The following is a 16,118-nucleotide window of genomic DNA, read 5'->3' as shown; positions in this document are numbered from 1 at the left end:
AGGAGGAGAGAAATGAGTTACTTCATCGACCGCCTGCGCTACATGGTCAAACGCCCGCCGGAATTCGCCGGCGGCCACGGCGAGACCCGCGACGAGAGCCGCGCCTGGGAGGACGGCTACCGCCAGCGCTGGCAGTTCGACAAGATCGCCCGCTCCACCCACGGGGTGAACTGCACCGGCTCGTGCAGCTGGAAGATCTACGTGAAGAACGGCCTGGTCACCTGGGAAACCCAGCAGACCGATTACCCGCGCACCCGCCCGGACCTGCCCAACCACGAGCCGCGCGGCTGCCCGCGCGGGGCCAGCTACTCCTGGTACCTGTACAGCGCCAACCGGCTGAAATACCCGCTGGTGCGCAAGGCGCTGATCCAGCTGTGGCGCGAGGCGCTGGCCGCGCACAAGGACCCGGTGCAGGCCTGGGCGAGCATCGTCGAAGACCCGCAGAAGGCGAAGCAGTACAAGTCCATCCGCGGCCGCGGCGGCTTCGTGCGCAGCGACTGGGACGAACTGCAGACGCTGGTCGCCGCGGCCAACGTATACACCATCAAGACCTACGGCCCGGACCGCGTCGCCGGCTTCTCGCCGATCCCGGCCATGTCCATGGTCAGCTACGCCTCGGGCACCCGCTACCTGTCGCTGATCGGCGGGGTGTGCCTGAGCTTCTACGACTGGTATTGCGACCTGCCGCCCGCATCCCCACAGGTGTGGGGCGAGCAGACCGACGTGCCCGAGTCCGCCGACTGGTACAACTCCGGCTACCTCATCGCCTGGGGCAGCAACGTGCCGCAGACGCGCACCCCCGACGCGCACTTCTTCACCGAGGTGCGCTACAAGGGCACCAAGACCGTGGCCATCACCCCGGACTACGCGGAAATCTCCAAGCTCTGCGACGAGTGGATGAGCGCCAAGCAGGGCACCGACTCGGCCCTGGCCATCGCCATGGGCCACGTGATCTTCAAGGAATTCCACCTGGAGAACCCGCGGAGCTATTTCGCCGACTACGCGCGCCGCTACACCGACCTGCCGATCCTGGTGGAGCTGGAACCGCGCGCCGAAGGCGGCCTGGTCCCCGGCAAGCAACTGCGCGCCGCGGACTTCGCCGGCAACCTGGCGCAGGCCAACAACCCCGAGTGGAAGACCGTGGCTTGGGACGAGGCGGGCGAGCGCCTGGTGGTGCCGCGCGGCTCCATCGGCTTCCGCTGGGGCGAGTCCGGCCACTGGAACCTGGAGCCGGTGGACGCCGAGGGCCGCGAGGTGCGCCTGGCGCTGTCGCTGCTGGGCCGCCACGACGAAGTGGCGCGGGTGGCCTTCCCGTACTTCGGCGGCATCGAGCGCAAGCACTTCCCCAACGTGCCGGTGCGCGACGTGCTCTACCACCACGTGCCGGCCAAGCGCCTGCAACTGGCCGACGGCCGCGAGGCGCTGGTGGCCAGCGTGTTCGACCTGATGGCCGCCAACTACGGCATCGACCGCGGCCTGCAGCCCACCGTGGGCGGCGCCGGCGAGGACGACGGCGCCAGCGACTATGGCCAGCTCAAGCCCTACACCCCGGCCTGGCAGCAGGCGATCACCGGGGTGCCGGCGGCGCAGATGATCCGCATCGCCCGCGAGTTCGCGGAGAACGCCGACAAGACCCACGGCCGCTCCATGATCATCGTCGGCGCCGGGATGAACCACTGGTACCACATGGACATGAACTACCGCGGGCTGATCAACATGCTGATCCTCTGCGGCTGCATCGGCCAGAGCGGCGGCGGCTGGTCGCACTACGTCGGCCAGGAGAAGCTGCGCCCGCAGACCGGCTGGACGCCCCTGGCCTTCGCCCTGGACTGGCACCGGCCGCCGCGGCACATGAACGGCACCTCGTTCTTCTACAACCACTCCAGCCAGTGGCGCTACGAGAAGCTGGAAGTGAAGGAACTGCTCTCGCCCCTGGCCCGGCCGCAGGACTTCAGCGGCAGCCTGGTGGACTTCAACGTGCGCGCCGAGCGCATGGGCTGGCTACCCTCGGCGCCGCAACTGGGCACCAACCCGCTGCGCCTGGCCGCCGCGGCCCAGGCCGCCGGCAAGAGCACCGCCGACTACGTGGTGGAGCAGCTCAAGAGCGGCCAGCTGCGCTTCGCCAGCGAAGACCCGGACAACCCGCAGAACCACCCGCGCAACCTGTTCGTCTGGCGCTCCAACCTGCTGGGCAGCTCGGGCAAGGGCCACGAATACATGCTCAAGTACCTGCTGGGCACCAGGAACGGTGTGCTCGGCAAGGACCTGGGCGAGGCCGGCAAGCAGAAGCCCGAGGAAGTGGTCTGGAAGGACGAGCCCATCGAGGGCAAGCTCGACCTGCTGGTGACCCTCGACTTCCGCATGTCCACCACCTGTCTGTACTCCGACGTGGTGCTGCCGACCGCCACCTGGTACGAGAAGGACGACCTCAACACCTCGGACATGCACCCCTTCATCCACCCGCTCACCGCCGCCACCGACCCGGCCTGGGAAGCGCGCAGCGACTGGCAGATCTACGACGGCATCGCCCGCGCCTTCTCGCGCCTGTGCGTCGGCCACCTGGGCGAGGAGACGGACCTGGTGACCCTGCCGCTGCAGCACGACAGCCCCGGCGAGCTGGCCCAGCCCGAAGTGCGCGACTGGAAGAAGGGCGAGTGCGAGCCCATACCCGGCAAGACCATGCCCTCGCTGATCGAGGTCAAGCGCAACTACCCGGAAACCTACGAGCGCTTCAGCTCCGTCGGCCCGCTGCTGGACACCCTGGGCAACGGCGGCAAGGGCATCGCCTGGCAGACCCAGGAAGAGGTCGACCTGCTCGGCAAGCTCAACTACCGCAAGCTCGACGGCTCCGCCGAAGGGCGGCCACGGCTGGCCTCGGCGGTGGACGCGGCGGAGATGATCCTCGCCCTGGCCCCGGAAACCAACGGCCAGGTGGCGGTCAAGGCCTGGGCCGCACTGTCGAAGATCACCGGGCGCGACCACACCCACCTGGCGCGGCCCAAGCAGGAAGAGAAAATCCGCTTCCGCGACCTGGTGGCGCAGCCGCGCAAGATCATCTCCAGCCCCACCTGGTCGGGCCTGGAGGACGAGCACGTGAGCTACAACGCCTGCTACACCAACGTCCACGAGCTGATCCCCTGGCGCACCCTCAGCGGCCGCCAGCAGTTCTACCAGGACCACCCCTGGATGCGCGCCTTCGGCGAGAGCCTGATGGTCTACCGCCCACCCATCGACACCAAGGCCGCGGCCAGCGTCGCCGAGCCGCGCAGCAACGGCAACCCGGAGATCGCCCTGAACTGGCTGACGCCGCACCAGAAGTGGGGCATCCACTCCACCTACAGCGACAACCTGCTGATGCAGACGCTGTCGCGCGGCGGACCCATCGTCTGGATCAGCGAGGACGACGCGCGCGCCATCGGCGTGGTCGACAACGACTGGATCGAGCTCTACAACGCCAACGGCGCCATCGCCGCGCGGGCGGTGGTCAGCCAGCGGGTGCGCCCGGGCATGGCGATGATGTACCACGCCCAGGAACGCATCCTGAATATCCCCGGCTCCGAAGTGACGGGTACGCGCGGCGGCATCCACAACTCGGTGACGCGGGTCTGCCCCAAGCCGACCCACATGATCGGCGGCTACGCGCAGCTGTCCTACGGCTTCAACTACTACGGCACCGTCGGCTCCAACCGCGACGAGTTCGTCATCGTGCGCAAGATGAAGCGCATCGACTGGCTCGACGGCGAAGGCAACGACTACCAGCAGGAGGCGGTGAAATGAAGATCCGTTCCCAGGTCGGCATGGTCCTCAACCTCGACAAGTGCATCGGCTGCCACACCTGCTCGGTCACCTGCAAGAACGTCTGGACCAGCCGCGAAGGCATCGAGTACGCCTGGTACAACAACGTCGAGACCAAGCCCGGCATCGGCTACCCCAAGGAGTGGGAGAACCAGAAGAAATGGAACGGCGGCTGGGTGCGCAACGCCGACGGCTCCATCAACCCGCGCATCGGCGGCAAGTGGCGGGTGCTGGCGAACATCTTCGCTAACCCCGACCTGCCGCAGATCGACGACTACTACGAACCCTTCACCTTCGACTACCAGCACCTGCACAGCGCCGCCCAGGGCGAGCACCAGCCGGTGGCGCGGCCGCGCTCGCTGATCAGCGGGCTGCGCATGGACAAGGTGGAGTGGGGGCCGAACTGGGAAGAACTGCTGGGCACCGAGTTCGCCAAGCGGCGCAAGGACATCAACTTCGAGCAGGTCCAGGCCGACATCTACGGGCAGTTCGAGAACACCTTCATGATGTACCTGCCGCGCCTGTGCGAGCACTGCCTGAACCCGGCGTGCGTGGCCTCGTGCCCCAGCGGCGCCATCTACAAGCGCGAGGAAGACGGCATCGTCCTCATCGACCAGGACAAGTGCCGCGGCTGGCGCATGTGCATCAGCGGCTGCCCGTACAAGAAGATCTACTACAACTGGAAGAGCGGCAAATCCGAGAAGTGCATCTTCTGCTACCCGCGCATCGAGACCGGCCAGCCGACGGTCTGCTCCGAGACCTGCGTGGGGCGCATCCGCTACCTCGGCGTGCTGCTGTATGACGCCGACCGCATCGAGGAAGTGGCCGCCTCGGCCGATGACCGCGACCTCTACCACCGCCAGTGCGAAATCTTCCTCGACCCCCACGACCCGCAAGTGATCGAGCAGGCGCGCAAGGACGGCGTGCCCGACAGCGTCATCGCCGCGGCCCAGGCCTCGCCGGTGTACAAGCTGGCCATCGACTGGCAGCTGGCGCTGCCGCTGCACCCGGAATACCGCACCCTGCCGATGGTCTGGTACGTGCCGCCGCTGTCTCCCATCCAGTCCGCCGCCGAGGCCGGCCACGTGGAATTCGACGGCGTGCTGCCGAAGATCGAGTCGCTGCGCATCCCGGTACGCTACCTGGCCAACATGCTCACCGCCGGCGAAGAGGCGCCGGTGGTGCTGGCCCTCAAGCGGCTGATGGCCATGCGCGTGTACATGCGCGCCAAGCACGTGGACGGCACCCTCAACAGCGAAGTGCTGCAGCAGGTCGGCCTGAGCCAGCGCCAGGTGGAAGAGATGTACCGCTACCTGGCCATCGCCAACTACGAGGACCGCTTCGTCATCCCCACCGGCCACCGCGAGGCCCTGCCCGACGCCTACGCCGAGCGCAGCGGCTGCGGCTTCACCTTCGGCAACGGCTGCCACGGCGGCAACAGCGAGGTCAGCCTGTTCGGCGGCAGCAAGCAGACCACCACCCTGGTCAAGCCGGTGCAGACCTTCGACCCGGTGGAGGACAGCCGCCATGGATGAGCGCCAGCCCCAGGGCCTGCTGAGCCTGCGCGTGCTGGCCCGGCTGCTCGACTACCCCTGCGCCGAGCTGCAGGCGGCGGCCGGCGAGCTGGCCGCCATCCTCGACGACGAGATGCGCCTGCCCGAACCCCTGCGCAGGCGCCTGGGCCAATGGTGCCAACGCCTGGCGCAGAGCGACCTGCTGGACCTGCAGGAAGCCTACGTCGAACTCTTCGACCGCGGCCGCTCGGTCTCGCTGCTGCTGTTCGAGCACGTCCACGGCGAATCCCGCGACCGCGGCCAGGCCATGGTCGACCTGCTGGCCGAGTACGAGGCCGCCGGCTTCCAGCTCGACGCCCGCGAGTTGCCCGACCACCTGCCGCTGTTCCTCGAATACCTCTCCACCCGCAGCCACGCCGAGATCGGCCAGTGGCTGGGCGACATCCAGCACATCCTCGCGCTGCTCGCCGCGCGCCTGGAAGAGCGCGGCGCCGACCACGCCCTGGTGCCCCACGCGCTGCTGGCGCTGATCGGCCGCAGCGAACTGATCCAGCAGCAGCGCCCGGCGGTCGAGGGGGAGGCGCCGGACCACACCCCGCAGGCCCTGGACGCGGTGTGGGAAGAGGAAATCGTCCGCTTCAACGCCGAGACCGACCAGGACTGCAGCCTGCAGTCCGCCGAGGGCCGGCGCCTGGCCGAGCGCAAGTACCAGGCGCTGCCCCAGGTCGTCCAGGTCCTGCCCGCCACCCCGTCGCCCCTGGCGGACGGCCAATGAACGGAGGCTCACCATGTTAGAAGACTACGTTCTGCACCTACTCTACGGTTACTACCCCTACCTGGCCGGCACCGTGTTCCTGCTCGGCAGCCTGCTGCGCTACGACTACGGCCAGTACACCTGGAAGACCGGCTCCAGCCAGCTGCTCTCCAGCCGCCACATGCGCCTGGCCAGCAACCTGTTCCACATCGGCATCCTGGCGATCTTCTTCGGCCACCTGGTCGGCCTGCTGACGCCGCACTGGGTCTACGAGCCGTTCCTCTCCGCCGGCCACAAGCAGCTCATGGCCATCCTCTTCGGCGGCGCGGCCGGGGTGCTCTGCGTGATCGGCGGCGGCATGCTGCTCTGGCGCCGGCTGTTCAACCCCAGGGTGCGCGCCTCGTCCAGCTTCATGGACAACCTGATCATCGCCCTGCTGCTGTTGCAGGCGTGCCTGGGGCTGATCACCATCTTCTTCTCGCTGCACCACCTGGACGGCGAAATGATGCTGGCCCTGGCCGGCTGGGCGCAGTCCATCGTGTTCTTCCGCGGCGACGCGGCCAGCTTCCTGATCGGTACGCCGCTGATCTTCAAGATCCACATCTTCATCGGCCTGACCATCATCCTGCTGTTCCCCTTCACCCGCCTGGTGCACGTCTGGAGCATCCCCCTGGGCTACTTCGGGCGTAACTACCAGATCGTCCGCCGGCGCGGCTGAGGAGCGAAGCCATGGCCCAAATGATCGCCGTCGAGAACCTGCCGGCCGAACCCGTCGCGGTGATCCGCGTCGGCAACGCCCGGCTCAGCGAAGCCGACATCGCCCGGGAAACCCCCTTCCACCCGGCCGCCTCCCTGGCCGAGGCGCAACTGCAGGCGGCCCGCGCCCTGGTGGTGCGCGAGCTGCTCGGGCAAAGGGCCGCCAGCCTCGGCCTGCTGCCCGCGGGCGAACTGGCGGAGGAGGGCGCCGACCAGGCCGTGGCGGCGCTGCTGGAGCGCGAACTGCAAGTCCCCGAGCCCGACGAGGACGCCTGCCGGCGCTACTTCGAAGCCCACCGCGAACGCTTCGCCGAGCCGGCCAGGATCAAGGTCCGCCACATCCTCCTGCCCGCCGCCCCGGACGACGCCAGCGCCCGCGATGCCCATTACCACCTGGGCGAAAAACTGCTGCGCGAACTGCACCGCGACCCGCAACGCTTCACCGAACTCGCCCAACGCCACTCGGCCTGCCCGTCGAAAGAAGAAGGCGGCGACCTGGGCTGGCTGCGCGCCGGGCAAACCGTCGCCGAACTCGACCAGGCCCTGCACCGCCTGCCGATAGGCCTGCATGACCGCCCCCTGGCCTCGCGCTACGGCTGGCACCTGGTCAGCATCGACCAACGCCAGGAAAGCCGCCCGCTGCCCTACGCCCAGGTCAGCACCCGCGTCCGCCACAGCCTGCGCGAAGAATCCACCCGCCAGGCCCTGCGCCAATACCTGCTGGCACTGGAGAAGGAAATCGGGGTGCAAGGCATCACCCTGGACGACAGCCCCGAGCATGGTGCTCGGTCGTGACGTAGGGCGCCACTCGTATCATCCACCTGTAGGAGCGGGCCCTGCGCGCGATTCGCGGGCAGGGCCCGCTCCTACAGTCTGCAATGAGGCACGAAGTTTCCCCGTAGGAGCGGACTCCGTCCGCGATCAGGCGGATAACGCCGTGGGCGTTATGCGCCCTACGGATTTCCAAAGGGACATCCACACCGCCCCGTAGGGCGAATAACCGTTCGCGGTTATCCGCCGCTACACCTTCCTTGCCGGCAACGCCGTGGTTGAGCCTGGCGCGGTTTCAAGGGCGGCTCCGTGCCCGGCAGCGAGCGGGATTGGGCCAAGGTCAAACGGCGGATAACGCGGAGCGTTATTCGCCCTACGCCAGGCCCACCCGTAGGGCGAATAACCGTTCGCGGTTATCCGCCGCTACACCTTCCTTGCCGGCAACGCCGTGGTTGAGCCTGGCGCGGTTTCGAGGGCGGCTCCGTGCTCGGCAGCGAGCGGGGTTGGGCCAGGGTCAAACGGCGGATAACGCGGAGCGTTATTCGCCCTACGCCAGGCCCACCCGTAGGGCGAATAACCGTTCGCGGTTATCCGCCGCTACACCTTCCTTGCCGGCAACGCCGTGGTTGAGCCTGGCGCGGTTTCGAGGGCGGCTCCGTGCTCGGCAGCGAGCGGGGTTGGGCCAGGGTCAAACGGCGGATAACGCGGAGCGTTATTCGCCCTACGCCAGGCCCACCCGTAGGGCGAATAACCGTTCGCGGTTGTACGCGGTGATCACCGTTGCCGCCAACACCATGGCCGAACCCGAAGCGCCTGCCCCCGTAGGATGGGTGGAGCGAAGCGATACCCATGCTGCCGCGCCATCGATGGGTATCGCTGCGCTCAACGCCATCCTACGAACAGGTCCGGTGTTCAGCGGGTGGGTGTGGTGTCCACCTGTGGCCATTGCCGGTAGGGCACCCAGAGCATGCCTTGCCAGTGGAGCACCGTCAGGGCCTGGGTGGGGCCGTGGAGGGTTTCGCGGCGGGGTTGACGGGTGTCGTGGCGGTAGCTGTCGCGCAGGGCGGGCACCACCTCCTGGGTGATCCATTGGCGGATGCAGCGGTTTTCCGGGTGGAAGTAGTGGATCAGCGTGGCGTACACGGCGGATTCACTGAGCAGCAGTTCGTCCTCGTAGTCGCCATTGCCACCGCGTAGCCAGGCGCGGCGGTGCTGGTCGTCGTCCAGGTTGCGCTGCACGCGCTCTTCCAGCATCGGCACGCCCATCAGCCGACCGAGGTCGCGGGTGCTGAACCAGCATTGGTCTTCCAGCAGCAGGGCGCGCAGTTGGCGCTTGTGGCGGGTGAACAGGGTGGGGATCAGTACCTCTTCAGACATGGCGCACCTCCGGGGTGGAGGGGGAAGAGGGCAGGTACGGCGAAGCGCCTTCGGGCTGAAGGCTGGGGGTGATAGGCATATCCATTACCTCTGCTAGGTCAGAACAGCTTTCTTAGGGCTGGGTGCCGGGAGTTAAGAAACCCCACCTAGAGGGCCGGACGTATTCCCCTTTCGGGTCTTGTATTAGCCCACTCCCGGCGTCGCAGAGGTTTTTTGAGGTCGAGAAAATCCCGCAGGCTCAAAAAAGCCGCTTAGCTTTCGGGAGCGGTCAGGCCGCTAGGTGACAGGCGTTTCTTAGGCGCCGGTTGGGAGAGTAGGGAGTTATCAGGTCTGAGTCAAATTTGGAGTGAGCTCTATAAACTACTAGGGAAGAATGTTGCTTTCTTTAAATTCGAATCGCATAGAGCGAGCTAAGCCTTCTAAATCTGGGTAAATAGTTTCCTCTGACACTCCGCCAAACATCCGACACTGCTGTCTGATTGTTGGTTTTGCTTCTGCGGGGATGTATATTTTTTGGAGGAAGGCCGCATCTTTGTTTGCTAATGCATCTTCGCAGCTAAGTCTTTCAAGCATGTCCGGTATAAATGTGTGAATGGTGAATCGCCCGCATTGAGCTATTATTCTTTGGTCAAGATGAGTGGGGAATACTGGCATAGGGATTTTTTTGTTGAACTCATCTAGGTTTTCCCATGGGCCGCAAATTTTATAATCTTTTATATATTCGTGCCCCGCAGATATATGTGTTCCCTCGCTGTTATATTGCTTGTTTATGAGAAATTGCGGTGCGAGCATCCACACTGCACCATCAGTTTTTGAGTCTATTTCCCTTGCGGCAAAGTATGCTGCAACGATTAAGCTTTCGGCCCAGTCCAATAGTCGAGTATGAAAGCCATAATGTTGCATGAGAAACATGGCGTCCCATGGGTTGTTCATTTCAGATGGAAAGTAAGGGCGCCCCCTTGTCTTGAAGTCGACTGCTATTTGGTACTCTAATTTCATTGCCTCTTCAGGGGAGAGTTTTCCACGTAGCAAGCCAGGATTTAGTGTGTGCTTTCCATTTGAGACACCTCTGAACCAAAATCGCATGGGGTCTGGTGACCAACGCTTCTCCCAGAGAGAACCAATTTGGTAGGCAATTCTCATGAGTTCTACCAAACTATTTGCGGTCATGCAGCACTTATTCATATGTCAAGTCCTCATGGCTAGTAAAAAGCCCCGCACTAGGCGGGGCTTTTGTCTTTCTAATCACTGCCCCAAAATTCCATTTCGAGTATCAGCGTTTCTAATGGTCTTGACTTGCTGCTTTGCTACTACTTCCGTCAGTCCCAGCTCAGCGCGCCGCCGGTCTGGTACTCGATCACGCGGGTCTCGAAGAAGTTCTTTTCCTTCTTCAGGTCCATGATTTCGCTCATCCACGGGAAGGGGTTGCTGGTGCCCGGGTATTCTTCCTTCAGGCCGATCTGGGTCAGGCGGCGGTTGGCGATGAATTTGAGGTAGTCCTCCATCATCGCCGCGTTCATGCCCAGGACGCCGCGCGGCATGGTGTCGCGGGCGTATTCGATTTCCAGCTGGGTGCCCTGCAGGATCATCTGCGTGGCTTCGTCCTTCATCTGGGCATCCCACAGGTGCGGGTTTTCGATCTTGATCTGGTTGATCACGTCGATGCCGAAGTTCAGGTGCATGGATTCGTCGCGCAGGATGTACTGGAACTGCTCGGCGGTGCCGGTCATCTTGTTGCGGCGGCCCATGGAGAGGATCTGGGTGAAGCCGCAGTAGAAGAAGATGCCTTCGAGCACGCAGTAGTAGGCGATCAGGTTGCGCAGGAACTGGCGGTCGGTTTCCGGGGTGCCGGTCTGGAACTGCGGGTCGGAGATCGAGCGGGTGTACTTCAGGCCCCAGGACGCCTTTTTCGCGACGCTCGGGATCTCGTGGTACATGTTGAAGATTTCGCCCTCGTCCATGCCCAGCGACTCGATGCAGTACTGGTAGGCGTGGGTGTGGATCGCCTCTTCGAACGCCTGGCGCAGGATGTACTGGCGGCATTCGGGGTTGGTGATCAGGCGGTACACGGCCAGCACCAGGTTGTTCGCCACCAGGGAGTCGGCGGTGGAGAAGAAGCCGAGGTTGCGCATGACGATGCGGCGCTCGTCTTCGCTAAGGCCGTCCTTGCTCTTCCACAGGGCAATGTCGGCGTTCATGTTCACTTCCTGCGGCATCCAGTGGTTGGCGCAACCATCCAGATACTTCTGCCAGGCCCAGTCGTACTTGAAGGGTACGAGCTGGTTGAGGTCGGCGCGGGCGTTGATCATCTGCTTGTCGCCGACCTGTACGCGGGCGGCGGAGCCTTCCAGATCGTCCAGGCCTTCCTGGATGTCCAGGGCGTCCAGGGCCTTCTTGGCGCGGGCGACCGCGTCGGAGTCGCTGGCGGAGACGGCGCGGGCTTCTTCCACGGAGCCGGCGGCTTCGTCGTCCAGTTTGTCGGCGCCTTTGGCGGCGGCCTGGGCCACGGCCGGGGTGGCCTTGGCTTCGGTGGGGTCTTCTTTGTCGAATTCGTCCCAGCTCAGCATTGGTTCCTCTCCTGGTCTGGTTGCGTGATGGGGGGCACGCTAAAGCTTGCTTGGCCTCCCTTCTCCGGGTTCCCGCGTTCGCGGGAATGACGAGGGGAAGCTGTTATGTCTGGGGGAGGAGGGACAAGAGCCCCTCTCCCTAGCCCTCTCCCTGAAGGGAGAGGGGATATCCGTGCTTCGTGGAAACGCGGCCCTCGGGCGAGGGCCGCTGCTTCCTTACTGGCAGGCTTCGCAGTCGGGGTTGTCGATGCTGCAGGCCTTGGGTACCGGCGCCGGGGCCGGGGCGGCTTGCAGGCCTTCGTCGATCACCGAGCTCACGGCGTTCAGCTTGCCGGTGTTGATGGTGGACTTCTCGGTGCTGGTGGCGGCCAGGGCGCGGAGGTAGTAGGTGGTTTTCAGGCCACGGTACCAGGCCATGCGGTAGGTCACGTCCAGCTTCTTGCCCGAGGCGCCGGCGATGTAGAGGTTCAGCGACTGGGCCTGGTCGATCCACTTCTGGCGGCGGCTGGCGGCGTCGACGATCCACTTGGTCTCCACTTCGAAGGCGGTGGCGTACAGGTCTTTCAGGTCTTGCGGGATGCGCTCGATCTGCTGCACGGAGCCGTCGTAGTACTTCAGGTCGTTGACCATGACCGGGTCCCACAGGCCGCGGGCCTTGAGGTCGCGCACCAGGTAGGGGTTGATCACGGTGAACTCGCCGGAGAGGTTCGACTTCACGTAGAGGTTCTGGTAGGTCGGCTCGATGGACTGCGACACGCCGGTGATGTTGGCGATGGTCGCGGTCGGCGCGATGGCCATGATGTTCGAGTTGCGGATGCCTTTGCGCACGCGCTCGCGCACCGGGGCCCAGTCCAGGCTCTCGCTCTGGTCGACTTCGATGTACTTGGCGCCGCGGGCTTCGATCAGCAGCTTCTGCGAGTCGATCGGCAGGATGCCTTGCGACCACAGCGAGCCGTCGAAGGTCTCGTAGGCGCCGCGCTCTTCGGCCAGGTCGCAGGAGGCCTGGATGGCGAAGTAGCTGATGGCTTCCATGGACTTGTCGGCGAAGTCGATGGCGGCGTCGGAGCCGTAGGCGATGTGCTGCAGGTACAGGGCGTCCTGGAAGCCCATGATGCCCAGGCCCACCGGACGGTGCTTGAGGTTGGAGTTCTCCGCCTGGGGCACCGAGTAGTAGTTGATGTCGATGACGTTGTCGAGCATGCGGACCGCGGTCTTGACGGTGCGGCCGAGCTTCTCGACGTCGAGCTTGCCGTCGACGATGTGGTTGACCAGGTTCACCGAGCCCAGGTTGCAGACGGCGATCTCGTCCTTGTTGGTGTTCAGGGTGATCTCGGTGCACAGGTTCGAGCTGTGCACCACGCCCACGTGCTGCTGCGGGCTGCGCAGGTTGCACGGGTCCTTGAAGGTCAGCCACGGGTGGCCGGTCTCGAACAGCATGGAGAGCATCTTGCGCCACAGGTCCTTGGCCTGGACGACCTTGTGCAGCTTCAGCTTGCCGTACTGGGTCAGGGCTTCGTAGTACTCGTAGCGCTCTTCGAAGGCCTTGCCGTAGAGGTCGTGCAGGTCGGGGACGTCGGACGGGGAGAACAGCGTCCAGGTGCCGTCTTCGAACACGCGCTTCATGAACAGGTCGGGAATCCAGTTCGCGGTGTTCATGTCGTGGGTGCGGCGGCGGTCGTCACCGGTGTTCTTGCGCAGCTCCAGGAATTCTTCGATGTCCAGGTGCCAGGTTTCCAGGTAGGCGCACACGGCGCCCTTGCGCTTGCCGCCCTGGTTCACGGCCACGGCGGTGTCGTTGACCACTTTCAGGAACGGGACCACGCCCTGGGACTTGCCGTTGGTGCCCTTGATGTAGGAGCCCAGCGCGCGCACCGGGGTCCAGTCGTTGCCCAGGCCGCCGGCGAATTTCGACAGCATGGCGTTGTCGTGGATGGCGCTGTAGATGCCCGACAGGTCGTCCGGCACGGTGGTCAGGTAGCAGCTGGACAGCTGCGGGCGCAGGGTGCCGGCGTTGAACAGGGTGGGGGTGGACGACATGTAGTCGAAGGACGACAGCAGGTTGTAGAACTCGATGGCGCGTTCTTCCTTCTGCGGCTCTTCGATGGCCAGGCCCATGGCCACGCGCATGAAGAACACCTGCGGCAGTTCGAAGCGGATGCCGTCCTTGTGGATGAAGTAGCGGTCGTAGAGGGTCTGCAGGCCCAGGTAGGTGAACTGCTGGTCGCGCTCGTGGTTCAGCGCGGCGCCCAGCTTGGCCAGGTCGAAGGTCTTCAGCTTGGGATCGACCAGCTCGAATTCCACGCCCTTCTCGATGTACGCCGGCAGGGCGCGGGCGTACAGCTCGGCCATTTCGTGATGGGTGGCGCTCTCGACCACGCCGAGGAAGCCCAGGGCTTCGGCGCGCAGGGTGTCCATCAGCAGGCGGGCGGTGACGTAGGAGTAGTTCGGCTCGCGTTCCACCAGGGTGCGGGCGGTCATCACCAGGGCGGTGTTGACGTCCTTCTCGGCCACGCCGTCGTAGAGGTTCTTCAGGGTTTCGCGTTCGATCAGCCCGCCGTCGACTTCGGCCAGGCCTTCGCAGGCTTCGCGGATGATGGTCTGCAGGCGGCCCATGTCCAGCGGCTGGGTGCTGCCGTCGGCCTTGGTGATGCGGATGCTCGGGTGCGGCTGGGCGACTTCGCCGGCGGCGCTGGCGGTCTTGCGCTCGTTGGCGCGGGCTTCGCGGTAGATCACGTAGTCGCGGGCGACTTTCTGCTCGCCGGCGCGCATCAGGGCCAGTTCGACCTGGTCCTGGATTTCTTCGATGTGGATGGTGCCACCGGAGGGCATGCGGCGCTTGAAGGTCGCGGTGACCTGCTCGGTCAGGCGCGCGACGGTTTCATGGATGCGCGACGAGGCGGCAGCGGTGCCGCCTTCCACGGCGAGGAACGCCTTGGTGATGGCTACGGTGATCTTGTCATCGGTGTAGGGAACTACGGTGCCGTTGCGCTTGATCACGCGCAGCTGGCCGGGCGCGGTGGCGGCCAGATCCTGGGCGGATTCGGCTGCCTGCGGCGCTGCGGCCTGCGGGTTCTCGCGAGTGGTGTCGATCTGCATGGGTGGTTGTCTCCACATTCTCTTAGTGGGTTCTGTCACTGGCGCCGGGGGCGCCGCTCCGGAAAAACAGCAATAAAGAGCGTGTGCGTCCGGCGGGGCCGGCCGCATGAAAACTTGCGTAACAGGGGAAGGGGACTCAAGCGCCTCCCTGGCCCAAGTCGGGTGTCCGGCTTTACGGGCCGGAACCACAATACCTAGTGGTGTTGACCGATCGGTTGCAACACCCGTACCGCATGGCCATCGACATCGATCACTCCTTTGCGGCCTACGCCGCGTCGGACTTCCGTACGCCTGGATGCAGCTGCTGGGGGAACCGGAGGAGCCATGGAAAAGGCTCGCGACCTCATGCTTCTTCTTGTGTCCGGTTCCAGGTTGCGGACCCAACATGTAGGGGTTATCCGCAACGGGGATACAAGATAATGCGCTATGGGAGGCTTTGCAAGGCGGCAGGCTGGGGGAAACCTGTGGATAAATTGTGGGTGGCGTGTGCGTGATCGCGTAGGGATCGCGCCAGGCCGCACCGCTGCTGATTTTCACCGTTCGTCATGAGCGACTGACAGATTCAGGAGTTGGCCTGAGGCTGTCAGGGTGTGAACCCTACCACAATATCTTGTGGTCCTGCCCCATCGCGTTCCGCCCGTGCCATGGCGCGGCTTCCTGGCTACAATGCGGCACGTCCCGCCTGCCTCGCGGCGGTGCGCGGCGGACCCGTTCAGGTGCATTGGGAGGCGGTGTGGAGCAAGAGGCGCGAATCCTCATTGTCGAGGACGACCAGCGGTTGGCCGAGCTGACCCAGGACTATCTGGAAAGCAACGGCCTGAAGGTGGGCGTCGAGGCCGACGGCGCCCGCGCGGTGGACCGCGTGCTGGCGGAACGGCCGGACCTGGTGGTGCTGGACCTGATGCTGCCCGGCGAGGACGGCCTGTCGATCTGCCGGCGCCTGCGCCCGGACTACGACGGCCCGATCCTGATGCTCACCGCGCGCACCGACGACATGGACCAGATCCAGGGCCTGGAGATGGGCGCCGACGACTACGTGTGCAAGCCGGTGCGCCCGCGCCTGCTGCTGGCGCGCATCCGCGCCCTGCTGCGGCGCAGCGAGGGGCCGGACGAGGCGCCCGCGGCGGGCAGCAAGCGCCTGACCTTCGGCAGGCTGGTGATCGACAACGCCATGCGCGAGGCCTGGCTGGACGGCCAGACCATCGAGCTGACCAGCGCCGAGTTCGACCTGCTGTGGCTGCTGGCGGCCAACAGCGGGCGCATCCTTTCCCGCGAGGAAATCTTCAACTCCCTGCGCGGCATCGAATACGACGGCCAGGACCGTTCCATCGACGTGCGCATCTCGCGCATCCGCCCGAAGATCGGCGACGACCCCATGCACCCGCGGCTGATCAAGACGGTGCGCAGCAAGGGCTACCTGTTCGTTGGCGAGCAGTAGGGCCAACGCTCTCGCCCGCGTCCGTGTTCACGTAGGATGGCGTGGAGCGC

10 protein-coding genes are annotated in these 16,118 nt (G+C 65.1%); 6 read left to right on the top strand and 4 right to left on the bottom strand.

Going from position 1 to position 16,118, the window contains the following annotated elements; all coding sequences use genetic code 11:
• Nucleotides 1–12: 12 nt before the first annotated feature.
• The 5 genes from FG99_RS14900 to FG99_RS14880 are packed head-to-tail and all read left to right on the top strand — an operon-like array spanning nucleotide 13 to nucleotide 7,614.
• Nucleotides 13–3,777, top strand: a complete 3,765-nt coding sequence (locus tag FG99_RS14900) for a nitrate reductase subunit alpha (protein ID WP_043270728.1) — start codon at nucleotides 13–15, stop codon at nucleotides 3,775–3,777.
• A complete protein-coding gene (gene narH, locus FG99_RS14895) occupies nucleotides 3,774–5,330 on the top strand; it encodes a nitrate reductase subunit beta (protein ID WP_009621752.1) in 1,557 nt (518 codons plus the stop codon). The genes FG99_RS14900 and narH overlap by 4 nt, the downstream gene beginning before the upstream one ends.
• On the top strand, nucleotides 5,323–6,084 hold the full coding sequence (gene narJ, locus FG99_RS14890; RefSeq protein ID WP_043270726.1) for a nitrate reductase molybdenum cofactor assembly chaperone: 762 nt from the start codon (nucleotides 5,323–5,325) through the stop codon (nucleotides 6,082–6,084). The genes narH and narJ overlap by 8 nt, the downstream gene beginning before the upstream one ends.
• 13 nt (nucleotides 6,085–6,097) lie before the next feature.
• Nucleotides 6,098–6,781: a respiratory nitrate reductase subunit gamma gene (gene narI, locus FG99_RS14885; RefSeq protein ID WP_043270724.1), complete on the top strand. Its 684-nt coding sequence runs from the start codon at nucleotides 6,098–6,100 to the stop codon at nucleotides 6,779–6,781.
• An 11-nt stretch (nucleotides 6,782–6,792) separates the two neighbouring features.
• Nucleotides 6,793–7,614 (top strand): peptidylprolyl isomerase, encoded by an 822-nt coding sequence (locus tag FG99_RS14880; RefSeq protein WP_043270722.1) that lies wholly within the window; start codon nucleotides 6,793–6,795, stop codon nucleotides 7,612–7,614.
• Nucleotides 7,615–8,502: 888 nt separating this feature from the next.
• On the opposite strand, the gene FG99_RS14875 is transcribed toward FG99_RS14880, so the two are convergent.
• The 4 genes from FG99_RS14875 to FG99_RS14865 all read right to left on the bottom strand — a co-directional run bounded on the left by FG99_RS14875 (nucleotide 8,503) and on the right by FG99_RS14865 (nucleotide 14,630).
• Nucleotides 8,503–8,967, bottom strand: a complete 465-nt coding sequence (locus tag FG99_RS14875) for a BRO-N domain-containing protein (RefSeq protein ID WP_043270720.1) — start codon at nucleotides 8,965–8,967, stop codon at nucleotides 8,503–8,505.
• Nucleotides 8,968–9,330: 363 nt separating this feature from the next.
• Nucleotides 9,331–10,152 carry an FRG domain-containing protein gene (locus FG99_RS31400; RefSeq protein ID WP_081884638.1) on the bottom strand — a complete coding sequence of 274 codons (822 nt, stop codon included), beginning with the start codon at nucleotides 10,150–10,152 and terminating at the stop codon, nucleotides 9,331–9,333.
• 134 nt (nucleotides 10,153–10,286) lie between these two features.
• Complete coding sequence (locus FG99_RS14870) at nucleotides 10,287–11,534, bottom strand: ribonucleotide-diphosphate reductase subunit beta (RefSeq protein ID WP_043270718.1); 1,248 nt, start codon at nucleotides 11,532–11,534, stop codon at nucleotides 10,287–10,289.
• A 216-nt stretch (nucleotides 11,535–11,750) separates the two neighbouring features.
• A complete protein-coding gene (locus FG99_RS14865; protein WP_009621764.1) occupies nucleotides 11,751–14,630 on the bottom strand; it encodes a ribonucleoside-diphosphate reductase subunit alpha in 2,880 nt (959 codons plus the stop codon).
• Between the two features lie 733 nt (nucleotides 14,631–15,363).
• On the opposite strand from FG99_RS14865, the gene FG99_RS14860 reads away from it, so the two are divergent.
• On the top strand, nucleotides 15,364–16,068 hold the full coding sequence (locus FG99_RS14860) for a response regulator (RefSeq protein WP_009621765.1): 705 nt from the start codon (nucleotides 15,364–15,366) through the stop codon (nucleotides 16,066–16,068).
• The last annotated feature ends 50 nt before the right edge of the window (nucleotides 16,069–16,118 follow it).

The sequence above is a fragment of the Pseudomonas sp. AAC genome, assembly GCF_000725445.1.
Lineage (GTDB): Bacteria > Pseudomonadota > Gammaproteobacteria > Pseudomonadales > Pseudomonadaceae > Pseudomonas > Pseudomonas citronellolis.
This window is presented reverse-complemented; position numbering and strand designations above follow the sequence as displayed.

What these genes read in the sequence shown, in the direction of transcription:
- FG99_RS31400 (WP_081884638.1), bottom strand. Translation starts at nt 10,152, where the DNA reads ATGAATAAGTGCTGCATGACCGCAAATAGTTTGGTAGAACTCATGAGA.
- FG99_RS14870 (WP_043270718.1), bottom strand. Translation starts at nt 11,534, where the DNA reads ATGCTGAGCTGGGACGAATTCGACAAAGAAGACCCCACCGAAGCCAAG.
- FG99_RS14880 (WP_043270722.1), top strand. Translation starts at nt 6,793, where the DNA reads ATGGCCCAAATGATCGCCGTCGAGAACCTGCCGGCCGAACCCGTCGCG.
- FG99_RS14875 (WP_043270720.1), bottom strand. Translation starts at nt 8,967, where the DNA reads ATGTCTGAAGAGGTACTGATCCCCACCCTGTTCACCCGCCACAAGCGC.
- FG99_RS14900 (WP_043270728.1), top strand. Translation starts at nt 13, where the DNA reads ATGAGTTACTTCATCGACCGCCTGCGCTACATGGTCAAACGCCCGCCG.
- narJ (WP_043270726.1), top strand. Translation starts at nt 5,323, where the DNA reads ATGGATGAGCGCCAGCCCCAGGGCCTGCTGAGCCTGCGCGTGCTGGCC.
- narI (WP_043270724.1), top strand. Translation starts at nt 6,098, where the DNA reads ATGTTAGAAGACTACGTTCTGCACCTACTCTACGGTTACTACCCCTAC.
- FG99_RS14865 (WP_009621764.1), bottom strand. Translation starts at nt 14,630, where the DNA reads ATGCAGATCGACACCACTCGCGAGAACCCGCAGGCCGCAGCGCCGCAG.
- narH (WP_009621752.1), top strand. Translation starts at nt 3,774, where the DNA reads ATGAAGATCCGTTCCCAGGTCGGCATGGTCCTCAACCTCGACAAGTGC.